The organism is Edaphobacter modestus (assembly GCF_004217555.1).
Lineage (GTDB): Bacteria > Acidobacteriota > Terriglobia > Terriglobales > Acidobacteriaceae > Edaphobacter > Edaphobacter modestus.
In genome coordinates this window covers 3108349-3128501 of sequence record NZ_SHKW01000001.1, presented here as the reverse complement: position 1 = coordinate 3128501, position 20153 = coordinate 3108349, and the positions used below count along the sequence as shown (strand labels likewise).

Genomic DNA, 20153 nt, shown 5'->3' with positions numbered 1-20153 from the left:
AGGGCCTCCTTTATGTCCGGGCCAGCACAACAGCCCCGGTTACCAACAAATTCACTAGTGCCAGGGGCAGCATCACCTTCCAGCCCCAGGACATCATCTGATCAAATCGCGGCCTGGGAAGCGCCGCGCGAAACAGGATGAATAGACAGATGAAGAACATCGTCTTCGCTGCAAACCAGACCGGGCCCGGCAACACGGGCCCTAACCAGCCACCGAAGAATAACAACGCAATGGTCGCCGAGATCAGGATTACGCCGATGTATTCCCCAACGAAGAACATGCCGAACTTCATTCCGGAATACTCTGAGTGAAAGCCCGCTATCAGTTCGCTCTCCGCTTCCGCAAGATCGAATGGCAGCCGACGCGTCTCCGCCACGCCCGCGATCAGGAACAGAACGAAGCCGAGGAATTGAGGCACCACGAACCACAGCCCGCGCTGCGCTTCGACAATATGCGAGATCCGGAATGAGCCAGCCAGGATGACCACGCCCAACAGGGACAGACCCATGAAGACCTCGTAACTGAGCATCTGTGCGGCAGCGCGGATGCCACCGAGCAGCGAGTACTTGTTGTTCGACGCCCAGCCTGCCAGAACAACGCTATAAACGCCCAGGGACGACATCGCCAGGAGAAACAGGACCCCAATGTCGAGATCGGCAACGACAAATCCCGAAGCAAAAGGCACGACCGCAAATGAGAGCAGCGCGGTAACAACAATAATGGCAGGCGCGAGGACAAAAACCGGTTTGTCCGCAAAGGGTGGAACCCAGTCTTCTTTGGTGAACATCTTCACCGAGTCGGCTACCACCTGTCCTAACCCAAATGGGCCGACACGGTTGGGGCCATACCGGTCTTGCCACAAGGCAAGCAGACGGCGCTCCACCCAAATCAATCCGGCTGATAGATTGAGCACCACAAACAGAACCACCGCGATGATGACGAGGGGAAAGAGGTTCCACGTCATAAAGCACCTGTGGATGGCTCAGCCAGGATTGGTGCAAGCCTGCAAAAAGCTGGCAGAAGTATACCCCCGGCTGGCGACAGTCCGGCGGGCAAGCCGGCTACACCGCGAGGCAGGTCGGCTCGCAACATGACCTCTAGTTCGAATAGAGACCCCTCAATTGACACCTTGATCCGCTCGCCGGCGTTCACCCCACTCTGCGAAGCCTCCGCTGGGTTCAATGCCACATAGGGAAGGGGGACCAGTTGAGCGATGCCTTGCGCGTGGCGGCTGAGTTCCTCTGACCCGAAGATGTGAAATATCGAGACGACCACCCACACGTCCGGCTGCTGTTGAAATGCTGCGGGAACCGTAGAGCAATACTGCCAGCCCGGCTCCAGTGACGGCTCAATCAGACGGACTCCGGGATCACCGCCGCGTAATGGGCCGCCCACCTCGCTTTGAAATTTATTGGCCGCTTGAATGGAGTTCCAACCGGGTGCCCAGAAAAAAGGAATCAACGAAGGCGGAGCCGATTCGGGACCGGACTCCATCGAGAACGCGAGGGCAGAATCGGGATCGTCAGGCGGTTTGGGCTCATGCACGCTGATATTGGCTAGCATCGCAGTGCGACCGCTGTATCGGTTCGGTTCGCGTGCGATCTTCCCACCAGCTTTCCGCGGAGGAGCAACTTGCGGAATCGATTCAAATGCAGCCATTTCTGCGGCCATGGCCGTCGTGAGATCGTCGAGGCTCTGCCACTGCGCCTCGTTCTCAGAATCCGCCGCAATCGCCCCTTCGCGTAACCATCGCCAGCTTTCCTGCACATCGGTACTGGGATCAAAAACCTGGAAGAATCGCTGGGCGCGCCCTTCGTTGTTCACGATCGTTCCATCAGATTCGGCATAGGTGCCTGCGGGCAATACAAGTTCGGCTGCGTCTGTTGTGGCGTTATCCAGATGATCGAGAACGACAAGGTGGCGGGCACCTTTCAGCAAGGATGACACTGCGTCTGCAGGACCACGGCGAAACAGATCATTCTCAAGAACAATCAGCGTGTTTGTTGGTTCGCTCTTGATCGCAGAGACGACTTCAGAGAGTGGACGAGGTTCCATCAACGCAAGACCAAGACTGTTACACTCCGGCACCGTGAAGCTGAGAGCCGCATGGCGTCCCACCTTGCACAGAGCCCATGCAACCTGCGCCGCCGCTTCTATGACACTTTGGCTACCACAGCCTGTACCGGAAACAACCAATGGATGCTGCCCGCCAAGCAACGCAAAAGCTATGTCCGCCGCCATCTTCTCCAGGTCCGGCACAAGCCCCGTCACAACGGGAGCACCGGGATCGATCGCGTGGGCGACAGCGAAACCCAGCCGTGCCAGATCATCTGGCGCGGCGTAATAGGTGGCCGTCGCGATGTCATCCAGCTTCGTCGCGTAAGGAGAAGCAATGTAGAGGGGACCCTTCTCATCCTGCACAGCCTCGCGCACCGAATGGTCGAGCCACTCCGGGATGTGCAGTTTCTCCGCGATCCGCATGGGGGCCTGACGCACAGCTTGACGTAGTCGCAAAGCCATGATCGGCGCGACATTCGTGACATCCTCCCCAAGCACGAACACTGCATCCGAGTGCTCCATCTCATGAAGGGAAGGTGATCGCGCCGGGCCTTCGCGCAGGATGCGGAGCATGGTCGAAAGGAGCTGCAACTCATGGTCGGAAATTCCAGCGAAGAAACGATCGGGACCAACCAGTGTGCGTAGTGCGAAGTTGCCCTCCAGGGAGGCCCGTGGTGACCCGATGCCGAACACCTTGCCATCGCGCAAGATGGCGCCGAATCGTTCCAATGCCTCAATTTTCGTTGCTGCTTTGCCGTTCAGCAGTGGATGGCGAATTCTCTGATTGCTCTCCACAAACTCATAGCCAAACCGTCCACGATCGCAAAGAAAGTACCCGTTCACCTCGTGGTTATAACGGTTCACGATGCGGCGCAGTGTGCCATACCGTTCGCCAACAGTGGTATTGCAACCCAGCCCGCAATGAGCGCAGATCGACGGCGCCATCTGTAGGTCCCACTTGCGCGCGTAGTGGCGCTTGAGTGTTGCATCGGTAAATACACCCGTCGGGCAGATTTCAACCAGGTTGCCGCTGAACTCGTTTTCCAGAACGCCGTCTTCGTGTCGCCCAAAGTAGATCGTGTCGCGCAGATGAAACGCGTTCAGGTCGTCACCACCTGCGTATTCGCGATAAAAGCGCACACATCGCTGACATTGAATGCAGCGGTTCATCTCATGATTCACCAGCGGACCGAGATACTGATTGCGAAACGTTCTTTTGCCAAAACTGTAAACGCGTGACCGGTGTCCGGTCATGACCGTCATGTCCTGGAGGTGACATTCGCCGCCTTCGTCGCATACAGGACAATCGTGCGGATGGTTCTGCATCAAGCCCTGGATAACAGCGGCGCGAAAGGCCACGGCTTCAGGATCGACGATGGAGATGCGTGTGCCGTCGGCAGCTGGTGTCATGCAGGACATGATGAGCTTGCCTGAAGTGTCTTGCTCGTCGCGGAATTGCTTAACTGCGCACTGGCGACATGCGCCCACCGAGCCCAATGCCGGATGCCAGCAGAAATACGGAAGATCATAACCCAGTGAAAGACAGGCGTGTAGCAGATTCTGCTTCGGATTCGCCTGTCTGGGCTTGTCGTCGATGTAAATGGTCGCCACGGTCATCTCCAGGGACACCGTTGTTCGTCGATGTGCCGACGAAAATCTCCAGCGAAATATTTCAACGCACTCTGCAGTGGCTCGACTGCCCCAGGCGCAAAGGCACAGAAGGTGTTGCCCGGAGCAAGAAACTTGGTCTGGAACATCAGCGTATCGAGATCTCGAGCGGTTCCTCTGCCTTGCTCCATTGCGAACAGAATCTTTTCCGTCCACGCCAGTCCGCTCCAGCACGGTGTGCACCAGCCGCACGATTCCTGTGCAAAGAAGTGTTCGAGATTCCAGACCATGCCGACAGGGCAAGTCTGATCGTCAAGCACCACCATAGTTCCCGTGCCCAGTCGGCTTCCCGCTTTCTGTACATTTCCGTAGTCCATAGGCGTGTCCAGATGTTCCTCAACCAGGAAGTCTGTCGACGCTCCGCCAGGCAGCAATCCGCGAAAATGCAAGCCATCGCGCATTCCTCCGGCATGTTCCTCGAGGATTTCACGCAGAGGCGTGCCCATCGGAAGTTCCCATAGTCCCGGCCTCCGGACTTTGCCACTGACCCCAAACAGCTTTGTGCCTCCGTCTTCAGTTCGGCTCAGGCCTCGGAACCAATCAGGCCCCTTGTCTACGATGTGATGCACATTGCAAAGTGTTTCCACATTCTGAACGATCGTCGGTTTTCCCCAGAGCCCGCAAACCTGGGGGAAGGGTGGCTTCGCTCTCGGGTGCGCTCGCTTTCCTTCAAGTGCATTGAGCAGAGCCGTCTCTTCGCCACAGATGTAACGGCCAGCGCTGGCGTGAAGATGAATTTCTAGACTGTAGCCCGATCCGAGAATGTTGCGGCCGAGATAGTTGCTTGCTTTTGCTTCGGCGATCGCTCTGGAAAGGCGCTGGTTGGAGCACTCGTACTCGCCTCGCAAAAATATGTAACCGATATCGGCCTCAATCGCGTATGCGGATACGATCAATCCTTCAATCAACTGGTGCGGGTCCCTCTCCATCAATGCGCGGTCCTTGAATGTTCCCGGCTCCATCTCGTCGGCGTTCGCAACGAGGTACTTCGGATGCGGAGCTTCCTTTCCCATGGGCACGAAACTCCACTTCGTGCCGGTCGGAAAACCCGCCCCTCCCCGTCCGCGAAGATTCGATCTCTTTATCAATTCCGTGACTTCAGCCGGCTCCATAGCGAGTGCCTTGCGAAGCCCTTGGTATCCACCGGCACGCTCGTACTCCGGAAGGCTCACCGCAGTTTTGTCAGGTCGAAAATTGCCTGTAAGAGGTTTTTCCATAGAGAATGCCTATGTGTACTGCGCCAATATCTCCTCGATCTTCCGTTCGTTTAGATCCTCATGTAACGTGCCGTCAATCATCATGGCTGGAGCGTGATCACACGCTCCCAGGCAAACGATGGGCAACAAAGTAAACTGCCCGTCGGAAGTTGTGCCGCCTACCGATGTACCCAGCCTGTCGCAGAGGCGATCCCGCATCCGTTCAGAGCCCATGATCCAACACGAGACGCTGTCGCAAATAAGTGCGACGTGCCGTCCCACCGGCCTCCGGCGGATCAGGTTGTAAAACGTCGCTACGCCGTCCAGGTTGGCAACGGAAAGCCGCAGGAGGTCTGAGAGATCGTGCAGTTTTTCATCCGATACCCATCCCTGGTGCCGTTGAACGATCAGCATCGCTTCGATAGCGACGGCCTGGGTGTTCGGATAGTCGGCAAGTTTCGATTCGATCTCCTCACGTTCCTCCGCAGTCAGCATCGCTTCCTCCTCCTCATGCTTTCTTCACCGGTCTATGTCCGCGAGCACATAATCAAGACTTCCCAGAATCGCCAGGAGGTCCGGGATCATCAATCCCCGGCACAGCAGCGGCAGCATCTGCATGTGTGCAAACGATGGGGCGCGAATACGAGTCCGATAGGAACCAGTGCCTCCATCGCTTATCAGGTAGTAGCCGTTGTTGCCCTTGGTTCCTTCGATTGCCGCCATGGCTTCGCCGGCCGGAATCACGGGACCCCAGCTCACGCCAAGGAAATGATGGATGAGCGTTTCGATATCGTGCATGGTTCGCGGCTTTGGCGGCGGGGTGGCCAGCGGATGGTCCGCGTTGCATGGGCCGCCCGGCATTTCATCGACGCATTGCTGGATAATCCTGAGGCTTTGGCGAATCTCCTCGACGTGTACGGTCGCGCGATCGTAACAATCTCCCGAGCGGCCAACAGGTATATCGAATTTGAGCTGGTCGTAGCAGGCATAGGGTTGTTTCTTGCGAAAATCCCAATCGAGACCGCACGCGCGCAGGTTCGGACCTGTCATTCCCCACTCAATTGCTTCCTCTACCGTGCAGCTTCCAATACCCTGCGTGCGCGCCTTGAACAGACGGTTGCGCATGACAGTGCGATCGTATTCGTCGAGCCTGGCCGGCAGGTAGTTCAGGAAGTCTCGGAACAGGCGGTCCCATCCGTTTGGCAGGTCCTGAGCCACACCACCAATGCGGAACCAGTTGGGGTGCATGCGGGCACCGCAGACCGCTTCGACGATGCCGAACGCTCGTTCGCGGTCGTTGAACATATAAAACACGGGTGACATCTGGCCAAGATCCTGTGCGAATGTGCCGTACCACACCAGATGGCTGATGATACGGAAGAGCTCCGCCATCATGACCCGAATCATATTTCCGCGCGGAGGCACGGTGATGCCCGCCAATTTCTCGACCGCTATCAGGTACGCAAAGTTGTTCATCACCCCGCCCAGATAATCCACGCGGTCGGTGTACGGGATATAGGTATGCCATGTCTGGCGCTCGCCCATCTTCTCGGCGCCGCGGTGATGAAAGCCTATGTCGGGGATAGCATCGACAATCTCCTCGCCATCTAACTGCAGAATGATGCGCAGAACGCCGTGCGTGCCGGGGTGCTGCGGACCAACATTCAGAAAAATGAAATCGGAATCCTCGTCTTGTCGCGACATGCCCCATTCTTCTGGGCGGAACTGCAATGCTTCCTGCTCGGCGTCCTGCTTTTCGTCAGGCAGAGTAAAGGGGCCCATCTCCGTGGCTCGTGCCGGATGGTCCTTACGCAAGGGATGTCCCGACCACGTCCTTGGCATGAGAATGCGCGTCAGATGCGGATGTTGGTCGAAGACGATACCAAACATGTCCCACACCTCCCGCTCATACCAGTTGGCCGCAGGACAGATGTCAGTGATCGTGGGGAGTGAGAGTTGATTCTGGTTGAGCGCGACCTTCAACCGAACATACTCGTTCCGTTCAAGAGAGTAGAGGTGGTAAACGACGGTGAAGTCACTCGGCGGCTGGCCGTCGCGGTGCGTGCGGCCGCGTTCGTCAATTGCCGTAACGTCATAAAACATTCTGTACGGTTCTGGAATACTCGAATGGAGCGAGCGAATGGCCTCATGGATGTCGGTCTTCGAAACCCAGAACGTCGGAACTGCGTCGCAGACAGGCTGGGGTGCAGCCGTAGGACCGAGTTCATTCCGTAGTTCCTGATCGACGAGAAGGCTGCACATCATTCACACCGCCGGTACGGCTAAACGTTATCGGGGGGCCGGAGCACAGTAAGCGATTGCCGCTGTGCCCATTTCGTATCACGCATCGAAGGCATATCAGGCCGCTGCACTCCTTGCGGCCCGATGACCCAACTGAGGGGCCGCTTCTCTTTTCCTATCGCATCGCGCAATAACAGAACGCCTTCGAGAAACGCGTCGGGCCGAGGCGGACATCCGGGGACATAGACATCTACCGGGAGGATTTTATCTACGCCCTGCACCACGCTGTAGATGTCGTACATGCCGCCGGAATTAGCGCATGACCCCATGGAAATGACCCAACGCGGCTCCATCATCTGTTCATAGAGGCGCTTGATGACCGGTGCCATCTTGATAAATGGCGTACCCGCGATCACCATAAGATCCGCTTCCCGTGGCGTACCACGGATCACTTCAGCACCGAACCGGGAGATGTCATATTTGCTTGTGATGCTTGTGGCCATCTCCACGAAACAGCAGGAGAGGCCGAAGTTGAACGGCCAGACAGAGTTCTTGCGGCTCCACGCCACAAGATCGTCCACTCGGGACAGAACGAGAGTGCGGCGGATCGCCTCCTCAAGGTTCCCATCGGCCTTCTCAGCCTGCAGAGCATCAGCAGGCCGACTGATCGACCAGCGCATGGCACACCGCCTGTTGCTAACTCACCATCCGTCTGCTTCCTTGTCTCCAATCAAGAGCGCCGACGCGCCACAAATAGAGGAGCGTCGCGAGCAGTACCGTGATGAACAGCAGTGCCTCGGCGTAACCAGCCCATCCGGTTTCTCGGACAGCGATCGCCCAGGCAAATAAAAACACCGCTTCAAGATCGAAAATAACGAAGAACATCGCGATCAGATAGAACTTTGCCGAGAACCGCACTCGCGCAGAACCTTCTGAGAGGATGCCAGATTCATACGGGGAACCGGTGGCCCGATCATGGTGCCGTTGACCCAGGACAAAGGACAGGCTCAACATGGCCATAACAAGCATGCCGACGATGACGACGTAGACTGCCAGTGGCCAAAAGTTCATGGTCCTGCCTCGATGCAACCCGCCTGCGCTGCACTGACGCGCGAGTATAGATTAGACGAGGGGAGGGTGGCAAGATGTGTCGACGTATGTCGTAAACGCACCGGTTGTCCGACGCAATCGCCGATGATCTTCAGGGCGGACTCCTTGCCAGTTCGCACGGCTACTGAATATATTTCGCGTGACCAGGTCTATTTCCGACGCGAAGGGCACCCCCATATGGGATCTTCTGCAAGCAACTCAACCGACCATTCAGACGATTAAGGAACGACGCGACTTGCTAAATAAATAGCAATCCATCGCAAATCAGAGGTTTGCAAGCCGGATTTCCGCGGTTAATCCTTGATAACAATCGAAATAAAGAGGATTGGCTGGCCAACGTCCGCAGCCCAAATGACGGGACGTCTTTCAGTTTTCAAGTTCCGACGATCGCTCTGGTGTGTTTCTTTTCCATTCCGAGTGTGGCTGTTATCGCGTCATGCGAGGAGCGCCGTTGCATCGTACCGGCGGCCCGCATCCTTTGAGTGGATCTAGTTAGAAATGACTTTCGAAGGTTGTCTGCATAGCAGATTTGCATCTGGGCTATCCACGCGTAGCGCCTTTCCTCCCCAAATGGGGCGCTGATTGCAAGAGGTGCAGGAAAATATGTCCGCAGCAGAGTGAAACACGGAAGTAGATACAAAGGTTCTTAACGACCTAGGGCACTCCGGATTCTCGAATGTTCTGAGGTCCGGGAGCTTTCCGTTTTGGATCGTGTTTACTTTCTCTCTGAGATATGCGGAGTCATTCTTTGCCAAGGATTTCCTTGCCGAAATAGAGGCCACTGAGGACGGCGACCATGCCAGCCCATCCCTTGCCAGCTAGTTCTTGAGCATACTTGAACGACTCAAAGCAGGCAGGTTTGCCAAAGTGCCTATAGAGGAAAATGTACTCGATAAAAAACCATGCAGGTGGGAGCAAAACCCATAAACCGAGAAGCCAGTTTTTCGCTGTACGTCTGTCAGGTGCCTCTTTTTGGTCACGTTTGCAATCCGCTTCCTCGCGGAGCCATTCAAATCCCTTGGACAAAGAGTAAATGGCACCTACCAGGCCTACACCTGTGACAGCAAGTGCCATCCATCCATGAGAGTTGAATGTGCCCACCATGCATTCGGCAGGAACGCCCTCAGCCAGCAAAGCAATCATCGCCGTTCCTCATGGGAGACATTCTACAGAGCGCGACGGGAGAAACGATAAAGCGCTGTTGATCGGCATCACCGATTTCTGAATCAGATTGAAAATCACAAACACGGCTTTTGGATGGCTCGGGATATTTATAGTTGGAATTGTGTTGGCTTCCTCGAATCGAGACAAGCCACCGTTGCCACCCACTATCTTGCCCTCTGACAGTGAATCATCTGAGAAAAACTTTCTCAATATGGCTGCACAGATTCAGCGAGTGAGGTGTCCAATTTCTCATACGGGATCGCTTCGGACCTTTCGCTGCTGCGTTCCTTGAGCCCTTAGACGCGCCGTGTTCCGCTGGTAACTCTATTGCAATAACCCGGGATTTCTGTGAGGACGACGCAGGAACTCATGCGTTACGCCTCACCCAGGCGTAACTCTGAGCTAAAACCCGGGCGTTTCAAGCACAGACATTTCTAGTACCCGGCTGTCTTCCTCAACCTGCTTCCATGTGCTGTCAATTTGATCTTGTCCGATGCCTCCCACGATCTCGCTGGATTGCGGGCCAAGATCCTTTTCTTGGATGACACCATCCTGGGTGACGACAAAGGTCATGACGCCGCTGGAGCGATACTGGGCCCGGGTAAGCGAGAAACGCAAACCCTCCCGGGTTCTTGAGCATGCGGTAGTAATAGCCATGGTAAGGAGTTTTGTTTCCGGAGGTATCGTAGCCTTCTCGGCTTGCCTGGGCGAGCATGGCTCCGGCCGGACTTGTCGGTTCGCCCGACTTCGTCTCCCAGTAGAGACCATTCTGCTTCCCTGCATCACTGACAACGCGCTCCGCATAAATCCCTGCCGAATGTCCGTCGTGTGAGGATGCGGCATAGTCGCGTTGAACGGCAACGACTCCCTTGCAAACTTCGATCGCGGATAATTCGTTACTGCCGATCCTGCGGTAAACGATCTCCTGCTGACCAGCCGCACCGTCGAAGTACCATTTGCCCGCATTGTCAACGAGTGGAATCGGCAGCGGCCAATCGTCAGCTCCAACATTGAGTGTGAACTGATGCGATCCGGATTCTACGAGAGCGTGCTTAGCGTCATATTTGGCAAGAAAACGGTCACGCGCCGCCTCATCTGCGACGCTGTCCGGACGAGATAATGGCATCGCTTCCAGCGCCCAGCGGAGAGCACTACGTACGCCTGTCCAGGACTCAGGTTTCGCGGGTGGCATGAAGCGATTAACGGCCCGAAGTGGGAGCCCCATAAGGAATACCTTTGAAGACCTAAATACCCTTATGCTCAAAACCACGCACTTTACCAGCGCTTGTCTCCGCCACTGTTGAGCTATCGGACGCCGTCACAGGCCGCAATCTCTTCGATACCGGCGCCTCCTGTGCTGGACATGCCAGCGACGTAGCAAATCCCGCGGTGGCGCCTGCAAGGCCTCCGATGAAGGCACGCCTTCCCGGCAAAAAATTCTCTGAGTTGGCGAATCCGTCGTCTCGCGAGTTCATCGTTCAAAATCTCCTATCGACGCAATGGTTTCGAAATTGAACCGCGGCTATTTCTTTCGCTGAGCCGTTGCGACATGCCGTGGAGTTCCCCAGTAAATAAAGCTTCCGAATCGCGTAGACGTCACAATATCGATTGCACCATCGTGATTGAGATCGACTGCCAGCACATCCGATCCGACACCGCTATGTGTATCGATCAGCTGTGGAATGAGCTCCGCTCCACCCGGTTCCTGACGGTTTCGAACCGTCTTATACCAATAGAGAACGGGTGCGCCTCGTGGGTCCGGGTCGAGATTCGTGTCGAGATGAGAGAAATAACGTTTGCCGACAATAAAGTCCGGGATCCCATCACCATCGACATCGGCAAAGCCTGTGCCATGAAGCTCTGAGAATGTGACGCCGCCGGCGTTCTTTGTTGAGAAGTCATCCATTACCATATGTTCGACAAAGGTAATCTTGCCCTGCGGATCCCGCTTTTGCTCATACCAGGCGAGCCCCCAGCCGTGTGCGTTAAGCGAGGTGACAACGTCATTGAGCCCGTCTCCGTTCACGTCGTAGACAGCCATAACACTGCCCCCCATCATCCCTCGTCCGAAATGGGCAAAGGCAGCTGGATGATAGGTCCACGTTCCTGAATCAGCTCCTACTGCTGGCTGTTCCCACCATCCATATGGATTGACAATATCCATGCGGCCGTCGCCGTTTACATCGCCAACGCCTATACCGTGACTCGCTCCATAGCCGTTTTCCGAGATGTTGTGTACTGTCCACTTATCTGTAGGATTGGAGGCATCGGGTTTGGCATATCGCACGCGCCCATCTCCGGAATAAACCAATTCCGGCCTTCCATCGCCATCGATGTCCCGCAGAACCGCAATCTCGCTCTGAACGCCAGTGCCCACTTCAAACTTTTGCCAGCGCCGATTCTCACCCTTTGGATTGATGTAGAGCTGCACTCCGGGGCCACCGCCAAACATAACTGTGATTACATCAGGCCATCCATCTCCATTGAAATCTGCCGCGAACTCCATCGTGGAGTTGGTTGCAAATTCAGTTGTCGGGTTGGAACTGAGGGCGTAATAAATCTCACGGGACTTTCGGTAATCAGGGCCGTAATAGATGTATGGCCCGGAAATAACATCGAGCACGCCGTCGTGGTTGAAATCGGCAGCCGCCGTACCCCACGAATAATAGAAGTCGTTGAGTCGCTGCTTCCGAAAGCCTGACCCGAGCTTCTCTTCATCGCGCACTTTCAGCGACATGTCCATGTAAGCAGTCCCGCGAAAATGCACTGCACCTTTGCCGCCCGCATATAGCGCAATAGGTCCATAGCCGCCGTCTTCGGCGATTGCGCCTTGCTGATGTCCATTATTGAGAAACGACCTGACTGTATTGGCGTCGAAGAATATCTCTACACTGTTCCATTCGTGGGGACGAAGCGAGGTGTCTGCAGCTTTTAGCGGAAGATCGACATTCGATGTCGGTGGCCTTGGCCTGTTATCACCCTGCGATTGCGAGGGCGGGGGCGTCACGCGAGCCAGCAGACCGCCGCGCGCCAGTTTGTCGCGCTTTTCGATCTCTCCGCCAGGCCCGATCGTTACAGAGTATGTAGTCAACGACGAATCGCTCAGTGAGACATAGAAGCCTTTCATGCCTCCATCCGGCGTCTTTTCAGCACGCAAAAGAACGCCCGCCTCGCAGCCTTCCTCACAGCGGAACTCCGTGTAAAGGCTGATGTCCTGGTAGGACTTGTCGAGCACCAGCCATCCGCTGCCACCATCGCTCGGTGTTCCCGTGATAGTTCCTGCATCGGCACTCCACGTCGCATGGCCAAGCGTATGCCAGCCTTTGGTCGTGGACCCGGTAAATTTGACATCAGGCATGAAGGAAGGGCCGGATGAAAAAGCGACGGCCGTTGCGAACAATACTGTGAGCAAAGGCAACAGATTCTTCTTCATGAATATTCCTCACACTCATTACATCTCAGAATCCAAAAACACCGTAGGAACGCTTTCGCGGTTTATCGGGCCACTTTTGGATTAATTAAATATTGCGTATGGTGCACGATATGATGCTTATTGTGCGACGGCAAGTATAAGACGGAGCTAGGGATATGGTCAAACGCAATTGAAATGTCTGTTCTTCGACGGAACTATATGACTAGTGCGTTCCAGCAAAGCGTTTTGTGGAGTACACAGTGAGAATCGCCAGGATTGTCGAAATCTGATTCGCCGTATTGACAGTTTCAAGATCGCCATTCTCGGCGCTGCCCTGTTGGTTGGGCACCTACACGCGCAGGTAGAGTACGTTGATCCGACCATTGGCAATGCAGGTATCCTCCTTGTTTCAACTCGCCCGGCAGTTTTATTTTGCGAACAGAATGGTGAGGATGTATCCCAGACGGACCGATGGAGTGGACGATCAAATTCGCTCGGGTTCACGAAGCAGCTGATGTCGTAGTAAGCCGTCAGCGTCCTTTGATCGCCGGGCTTATTGCCGTTGCAGATGCGGTTAGGCCGAAGGAATGTGCCGGTGTTGAGCGAGGCGTTGGAGGCCATAGAGACGGAGAACGGAGCACCACTCTGCAGTGTCACGATGCCAGTCAGGTCCCAGCCGCCGATCAGACCGTCGACAAACCCATTCACGCTTCCACCATATTGCCGTCCGCGGCCGAATGGAAGTTGGTAGACAGGACTGAGGGTAAAACGGTGGCGATGGTCGAAGTCCGACAGACCATAGTCAGCGGCCAGGTTGCGAGGGTTCTGGATGTTGATGCGCGATTCACTGGACGATGAATTGCCACCAGAGCCCTGATCGATGCTGCGGCTCCAGGTATATGCGGCGAGGTACTGCAGCCCATGCCATGCGCGTTGCTCAGCAGAGAGCTGGAGAGCGTTGTAGCTGGAAACGCCACGATTTTCCCAGGACTGGATCGTCGAGTAAGCAGGATAGGGCGAATTGGTCTGGACGTTTCCAGGTCCGGGGATCGGCACATTCTCATTAATAGCTATGCCGAGGTGAGTTCCCTTCGAACCGACGTACGAACCGCGTACAACAAGAGAGTTCGTAACCTGATGCTCGAGGGTGAGGTTCCACTGATTGACGTAAGGAGTTGGGTTTTGCAGTGGAAAGTAGACGACGACCGGCACGTTGCTCGCTGAAGGCGACAGCGGAATGCCGGTGGATGTGCTGAGGCAGGTAACGGTCGATGAGCAGGTTGTGCTAAACGTCTGGGCGAACGGATAGTTCAAGAAGAGACGTGCGGAAGATCCGGTTCCCTGTTCGTCGAAGAAGTAAGCGCCAAAGGCACTGCGTAGAACTGTTTTGGTCCCGAGTTTGTACGCGAGGCTGACGCGCGGGGTGAAGTTAAGCTTGCGCGTCTGAATGATCGCGCGGCTGTATCCTCCCTGGTCGGCAAGCACCACCTTTCCCGTGCCGCCAGCAACCTGCGAGATCGTGCCTCCGTCAGGCACAAAGTTCGAGATGCGATTCTTGCGATCGATGGGAGAGGTGAAGAGATCGTAGCGCAGGCCGAGCACCAACGTGAGGCGTTGTGTGAGGCGCCATGTGTCCTGACCATACGCGCCGAAGTCGGTATAGCTGACATAAGGCATGCCCTGCGGGAGGATTGACTTGGTCGAACTCACAGGAACGCCGAGAAGAAAGTCGGCAAAGCCCGAGCCACCTGCAGAGGAACCATTATTTGTATAGGCTCCACTAAAGCTCAAAGCACCAGAGGGGGCCGAGAGCTGATTGAATCCGAAGTTGTTATGCACTCCGCTGAAACCGAAACGGAAGGTATGAGCCCCGTAGTTGAGCATGACATTGTCGGAGATCTGGATCGTATTCTGAGGAACAATTTCGGGTTGAAAGCTCGCGCTGTAGCCAGTGAAACCAGAGATGGTCAGGCTCGACATGCCGGAGCCGTCCGTGTTCGAAGCTGTATTGGCGCCCTGGAGACCGAGTGCCTGTGCCGTGTTGTATCCCTGGTCCAGCGGGTTTACGCGCAGATCGAACCGTGTATATCCCACGGCCAGTTCATTCACCAGCGCTGAGGAGAATACATGTGTCTCCTGCAATGTCGCCTGCAGGCTTGGCGCATGGTTAATGCGGTTCGCCCCGACCCCAGCGCCGGAGGCAAAGGCCAGCGGATTGAAGACACCGTTAATCTTCACCGGAGTTTTGGGAAAGGTCACGTCGGCGGTCCCGCTCGTAAACTGAGCAAACATGCTGTCCTTCGGCGAGATTACGTAGTCAACACGGACGTCATATTGGTTCTGCTTATTGACCAGCAGGTTATTGAAGCGGAAGTTGTTCGCATTGCCCGGCAGATTTGGCAGAGGCAATATCTGCAGTAGGTTCACCGCGACCGGATCGAATCGTGATGGATTGATCTGGTTGTTCGCAAACTGTGTGCGGGTCTTGGTTGTCGCGTTATACGTCGCGGGGTCGTAGATCGTTGCAAAGCCCTGGAAGTTTCCCGATCGCATTGCCGTGGTGGGCACACTGGCAATGCCAGTTGGCGCGGTGTGGGTGATCAGTCCTTGATAGTCGCCGAAGAAGAAGAGCTTGTCGCGCTTGATTGGACCGCCGAGCGACCCGCCAAACTGATTCTGCTGAAAGATTGGCTTGGCGGCATCGAAATAGCCACGTGCATCGAGCGCGGAGTTGCGAAAGAACTCAAATGCAGATCCATGGAATTTGTTCTCTCCGGAGCGGGTGATGATATTGACAACCGCTCCGCCTGCGGCAAACTGTGCGTCGGAGTTGCCGATCTGCACTTTGAACTCCTGAATGTCTTCTAGGTTTGGAAAGACCTTCGCGGTACCGACGGATTGATCGACGTTCTGGATGCCGTTGATCATGTAGAGATTGAAGCTGCCGCGTGCACCGTTGGCGGTGATCGAGGTTCCGGCACGCTGGGTCTCGTTGCCGCCTCCAGAGGCGCGGACGCCACCGACTGAACCCGAGTTAACGCCGGGGACCAGGAGGGCGAGCTGAGAGAAGTTGCGGCCGTTGAGCGGCAGCTGAATCACGGGCTCGTGAGAGATGACGTTGCCAAGTTCGCCGGATTCGGTATTGAGAAGAGGAGCACCGGTTGAGACGTTGACGGTTTCGGTGACCTGACCTACCTTGAGCGTAAAGTCCTGGTTTAGCACCTGGCCTACCTGCAGGGTTAGACCGCTGCTAAGCGCACTATCAAAGCCGGTGGCGCTGATCTTGATGGAGTAGGTGCCCGGCTTGAGGAAGCCGGCGGAGTAGAAGCCCGAGTTGCTAGTCGTGAGCTTCGTTTCAACGTTGGTCAGCTGCTCCACAATGGAGACCGCTGCGCCGTTGAGGACATCTCCTTGCGAATCGGTGACGCGGCCTGAGATAGTTCCAGTGGAATTAACCTGAGCCGAGACGAGGACGGTGCTGATGACGATGAGCGCCAGCGTGTAGACCGCCTTGCAGCAGACTTTCCAGTTGAATTCACGTAGGTTGGAGACCTTATCTAGCGTTGTCGCACCGACTCGTAGATTATTCATAGACGTTCCCTCTTGCATCGCTGCGGCCGCGTCAGCTCTGAAATTTACCGCCCACGCGGACACGGAGTTGTTTCGCACGAAACTATACGCATCTGCATATTTCTTGTCTACATATCGGATACAAAATATGCGATCGCCTCTCAGGTTTTTGATAGAGAGTGGTAAAGCAATAGTATTTTCGGTCAGTATCCATCCTTTATAAATAACTGTAACTTATTGCTACAAGTGTACTTAGTTGCGTATCTCGCTAGGCAGGTCGAAGATTAAATACTTGCAGAATATCTGCTCATAGCGGTGTAGACATATTGCATACACAATGCAGCTTGGAGAGGTTGAAGGGTGATTGAAAATTCTGTGTATGCTGCTCGTGTACAGGAAAGTCGATATTCTGGAACTTCATGAGAACCAAGACGAAGGCTAGACCGAGCAAATCGAATTACACCATTCGCGAGAAGGCATATCAGTACATTCAAAGCCGCATTGCCTCAGGTGATCTTCCGTCGGGCGGCGCTATCTCGGAGCTTTTGCTTGCCAAAGAGCTTGGGAGCAGCCGTACCCCGGTCCGCGAGGCGATTAGTCAGCTCGTATCTGAAGGCTTACTAGAGCAGGCGCCGAACCGCGGCACGGTAGTGGTGCGGTTAACGCGCGAGGACATCGTGGACCTGTACGAGCTGCGCGAGGCGTTGGAAGTCTACGTAATTGCGAAGGTCACGCGCGAGCAGCTTCCTGGTGAAGATATCAAGCGACTTGAGCAGCTGTCGGACGGCATCCTGTCGCTTGTGGATGAGCTCGAGGCCACAGGTGAGCCCTATCTCAATACGGAGCAGATGCAGCGTTTCGTTGCGGCAGACCGCGGATTTCATACCCTCCTGATGGCGTTTTCGTTCAACCCGCGCATACGCAAGATTGTGGACGAGACCAGGCTGCTGATTCGCATCTTTGCAATGCGGCGTTTGGGTTATGGCGCGGAGAAGCTACGTAAGATTCACGGGCAGCACGCGGCGATTATTGAGGCGATTGTGAGCAAAGACCCGGAGCTGGCGATGCATCGTCTTGCAGAGCATATTCAGATATCGCGGCAGGAGAGGCTGGATGAGTTCGACCGCAATCGGCGGGCAAGCGCGATCGAGCGAAGCTATTCGGACCTAAATCTCTGAGGTGTCAGCTGCGGGCCATAGAGGCGTCACTGTATCTATAGGGTCGCGCGTACCACGGAGTCGTCGTGAGGCGACCAGCGTGAGCAGGCCAATAACGAGATAGATCGCGGCAGTGGCACTGATACACGCGCTCATGCCAACCTTTGCCGATCCGAGGGCGATGATAATGGGTGCGAGGCCACCGCCGAGCCATCCGAGCGAGTTGGCAATACCTGCAGCAGTGCCACGATTTTGAATGGCAACAATGTCGTAGATGCCGGCGATAATGTTGGCGTCGTAGAGGCCCTTGAAGTAACCAAAGCCAATCATGGCAAGAACAAGCACGGGGATGGAAAGCGTCCATCCGGTAAGGAAAAGAAACGGAGCGCCAAGTAAAAGACCGATGGCCTGAGTAAGCTGCCTGCCTCCGCCGTGATGGCGCGAGAAGCGGTCGGCCAGGTAGCCGCCGCAGAGCACACCGAGAAACGACGCGGCCTGCAGGTAAAGGCTGGCGTTGAGGCCTGCCATTGAGAGGCTCATGTGGAATTTTTTGTAGAGGAAGGTGGGCAGCCAGGTGAGGAAGACGACCGCCACAAAGTTCGCTCCCATAAAGATGCCGATGAGTAGCAGCACCATACGATTGCCAAGGATCTCGCGAAGGGCCTGCGCGGTGGATGTCTTGAGTGGCTGGCGATCAGCGGCAAGTTCGGACTGTCCGCGCCGGGGTTCGCGCAGTAAGAACATGAGGATAATGCCCAGCGCAATGCCGCAGCCGCCAAAGAAGATGAAGCTCGAGCGCCAGCCGCTGTATTGGCCGACGAGTGCGGAGATGGAACCCCCAGCGATGCTGCCGGCATAAACGGCGGTCTGATGCAGCGACATCGCGCGCGAACGCGTGGAAGGGCCGTGGTAATCGCTGATCATGGACATGGCGGCTGGGAAGTAGAAGGCCTCGCCGAGACCGCCGAGTGCGCGGCACCAGACCATGCTTTGATATGTGTGTGCAATGGCGGTCGCTCCAGTCACGGCCGACCAAAAGATAAGGCTGCCGAGGATCAGCCATTTGCGCGAGAACCGGTCGGTTATCCATCCGGTGAAAGGACCGCACAGAGCGTACATCCACATAAAGCAGGAGCCGAGGATGCCGAGCTGGACATCAGTGAGATGCATCTCCGTCTTGATTAGGGGGAAGACGGAGAAGATAGCCTGCCGATCAGCGTAGTTGAACAGGAAGACGAACCATAGAAGTCCGATAGTGATCCACTTAGTGCGCGTGTTGGACGACGCTGATTTCGGCACGGCTTCTCCTGTAATTGTGGCCCTGGCTGTACGGCTCCGGAGGTTCGGCAAGCACAATCGTTATAGACGATCGAATGCTTTTATGTCGACATTTATCAGGATTATCCCTTATTGACGATTAGCGCCATCGACGTAATCGAGCTACCGAGAGTAGAACCTACACATGTAAGTTATTGCAAAATAACGGTATATTTCTGATTGCGGAATAGTTCGCGTGACGAACACAGGCTAAAATTCTGTATTCGCGCTGTCGACATAGTGGTTGATTTATGTGTATAGTTACATCTGCTGGGCAGCGGAAAGCGCTGTCTGAGATGATTTGCACTAGTTAGAGTCTTCGGTTGATGCGCTCAGGTTCGGCCTGTCCTGCTGTTTTGTGTAAGGTGAATCCTTTGACTTCTTTTCGTGGTGTGTACGCTGCTTTACTCTCTCCGCGAGCCAGCGATGGCGAGCTCGACACGACCTCGTTTCGGCAGCAGGTCATCGAACTGAACAGGTTTAGCCTTCGCGGTTATGCGATCAACGGAGCGACGGGCGAGTTTACGATCGTCTCGGATGCGGATGTCGATGAGCTGGTGCGCGTGGCCCGGCAGGAGGCGCAGGATGCGGAGATACTGTGCGGTATCGGCGCTGGCGATCTGCGTCTTACAGTGAGACGCGCACGCGTTGCGCAGCTTGCAGGTGCGCATGCCACGTTGCTTCCCATGCCAAACTTCTTTCCTTACCGCGAAGATGATCTGGCGGCGTACATCTCGGCGGTAGCGTCTTCAGTTGAGTTACCGATTCTGCTGTACAACCTTCCGCAATTCACCTCAGGCCTGCATGTCGACACAGTTCTTTCGCTCTTCGCGAAACACTCCAACATTGTGGGCATTAAGGACTCTTCGGGTTCATTGGATATCGTGCGCGCCATGACTGCGGCTGGCCTGACGCATGCGCGTTTGATTGGCAACGACTCTGCGCTGTCGGCAGCGCTTGTGGAGAGTGTTTGCGATGGCGTGGTCTCGGGAGTGGCCTGCACACTGCCGGAGCTGATGTCTTCGCTGTTTGCAACGGGTGGACATGGCAATGCGTTTGAGACAAAGAGCCATCTGCTGAACGAGTTCATTGATCATCTGGGGCCGTTGCCTACTCCGTGGGGACTTAAGGTGACTTCGGCGGTACGTCACTTTACACGCGAGAGCTACCCGTTTCCGCTAAGCACAACGCGTGAGGTTGAGGTGACTGAGCTTCGCGAATGGTTCAGAGGATGGTACAAACAAACTCACACGTAAATCT

The 20153-nt window shown here is 55.5% G+C and carries 15 protein-coding genes; 2 read left to right on the top strand and 13 right to left on the bottom strand.

The genetic code is table 11. From position 1 onward, the window contains the following. Positions 1-10 precede the first annotated feature (10 nt). The 12 genes from nuoH to BDD14_RS13115 all read right to left on the bottom strand — a co-directional run bounded on the left by nuoH (position 11) and on the right by BDD14_RS13115 (position 16440). Entirely contained in the window at positions 11-964 is a 954-nt protein-coding gene (nuoH, locus tag BDD14_RS13170; protein ID WP_130419201.1) for an NADH-quinone oxidoreductase subunit NuoH, read from the bottom strand. Continuing rightward, entirely contained in the window at positions 961-3675 is a 2715-nt protein-coding gene (gene nuoG / locus BDD14_RS13165; protein WP_207231867.1) for an NADH-quinone oxidoreductase subunit NuoG, read from the bottom strand. Before nuoG ends, nuoH begins: the two co-directional genes overlap by 4 nt. Beyond that, positions 3672-4943, bottom strand: a complete 1272-nt coding sequence (nuoF, locus tag BDD14_RS13160) for an NADH-quinone oxidoreductase subunit NuoF (RefSeq protein WP_130419199.1) — start codon at positions 4941-4943, stop codon at positions 3672-3674. Before nuoF ends, nuoG begins: the two co-directional genes overlap by 4 nt. Positions 4944-4952: 9 nt before the next feature. Further along, positions 4953-5417 carry an NADH-quinone oxidoreductase subunit NuoE gene (gene nuoE / locus BDD14_RS13155; RefSeq protein WP_130419198.1) on the bottom strand — a complete coding sequence of 155 codons (465 nt, stop codon included), beginning with the start codon at positions 5415-5417 and terminating at the stop codon, positions 4953-4955. Positions 5418-5441: 24 nt separating this feature from the next. After that, a complete protein-coding gene (nuoC, locus tag BDD14_RS13150; protein ID WP_130419197.1) occupies positions 5442-7187 on the bottom strand; it encodes an NADH-quinone oxidoreductase subunit C/D in 1746 nt (581 codons plus the stop codon). A gap of 17 nt (positions 7188-7204) precedes the next feature. Further along, the gene (locus BDD14_RS13145; protein WP_130419196.1) at positions 7205-7843 is read right to left on the bottom strand and encodes a NuoB/complex I 20 kDa subunit family protein; all 639 of its coding nucleotides are present in this window, start codon (positions 7841-7843) and stop codon (positions 7205-7207) included. Positions 7844-7859: 16 nt separating this feature from the next. Then, the gene (ndhC, locus tag BDD14_RS13140) at positions 7860-8234 is read right to left on the bottom strand and encodes an NADH-quinone oxidoreductase subunit A (RefSeq protein ID WP_130419195.1); all 375 of its coding nucleotides are present in this window, start codon (positions 8232-8234) and stop codon (positions 7860-7862) included. A 780-nt stretch (positions 8235-9014) separates the two neighbouring features. Next, positions 9015-9416, bottom strand: a complete 402-nt coding sequence (locus BDD14_RS13135) for a hypothetical protein (RefSeq protein WP_130419194.1) — start codon at positions 9414-9416, stop codon at positions 9015-9017. A 423-nt stretch (positions 9417-9839) separates the two neighbouring features. Beyond that, positions 9840-9980, bottom strand: a complete 141-nt coding sequence (locus tag BDD14_RS34480; protein WP_423201795.1) for a hypothetical protein — start codon at positions 9978-9980, stop codon at positions 9840-9842. Continuing rightward, positions 9913-10563, bottom strand: coding sequence for a DUF2950 family protein (locus BDD14_RS13125; RefSeq protein WP_165420059.1), 651 nt, complete (start codon positions 10561-10563; stop codon positions 9913-9915). Before BDD14_RS13125 ends, BDD14_RS34480 begins: the two co-directional genes overlap by 68 nt. Positions 10564-10959: 396 nt before the next feature. Continuing rightward, the gene (locus tag BDD14_RS13120) at positions 10960-12870 is read right to left on the bottom strand and encodes an FG-GAP-like repeat-containing protein (RefSeq protein ID WP_130419191.1); all 1911 of its coding nucleotides are present in this window, start codon (positions 12868-12870) and stop codon (positions 10960-10962) included. A 159-nt stretch (positions 12871-13029) separates the two neighbouring features. Beyond that, positions 13030-16440, bottom strand: coding sequence for a TonB-dependent receptor (locus tag BDD14_RS13115; protein ID WP_165420058.1), 3411 nt, complete (start codon positions 16438-16440; stop codon positions 13030-13032). Positions 16441-16838: 398 nt separating this feature from the next. Here BDD14_RS13115 and BDD14_RS13110 point away from each other — a divergent pair, with 398 nt between their 5' ends. Further along, positions 16839-17597 (top strand): GntR family transcriptional regulator, encoded by a 759-nt coding sequence (locus BDD14_RS13110; RefSeq protein ID WP_130419189.1) that lies wholly within the window; start codon positions 16839-16841, stop codon positions 17595-17597. Here BDD14_RS13110 and BDD14_RS13105 read toward each other — a convergent pair. Next, positions 17586-18875, bottom strand: a complete 1290-nt coding sequence (locus tag BDD14_RS13105; protein WP_130419188.1) for an MFS transporter — start codon at positions 18873-18875, stop codon at positions 17586-17588. The two genes, BDD14_RS13110 and BDD14_RS13105, sit on opposite strands and share 12 nt — an antisense overlap. A gap of 392 nt (positions 18876-19267) precedes the next feature. Between BDD14_RS13105 and BDD14_RS13100 the strand changes: the two genes are divergently transcribed. Continuing rightward, positions 19268-20149 (top strand): dihydrodipicolinate synthase family protein, encoded by an 882-nt coding sequence (locus tag BDD14_RS13100; protein ID WP_165420057.1) that lies wholly within the window; start codon positions 19268-19270, stop codon positions 20147-20149. Positions 20150-20153 lie beyond the last annotated feature (4 nt).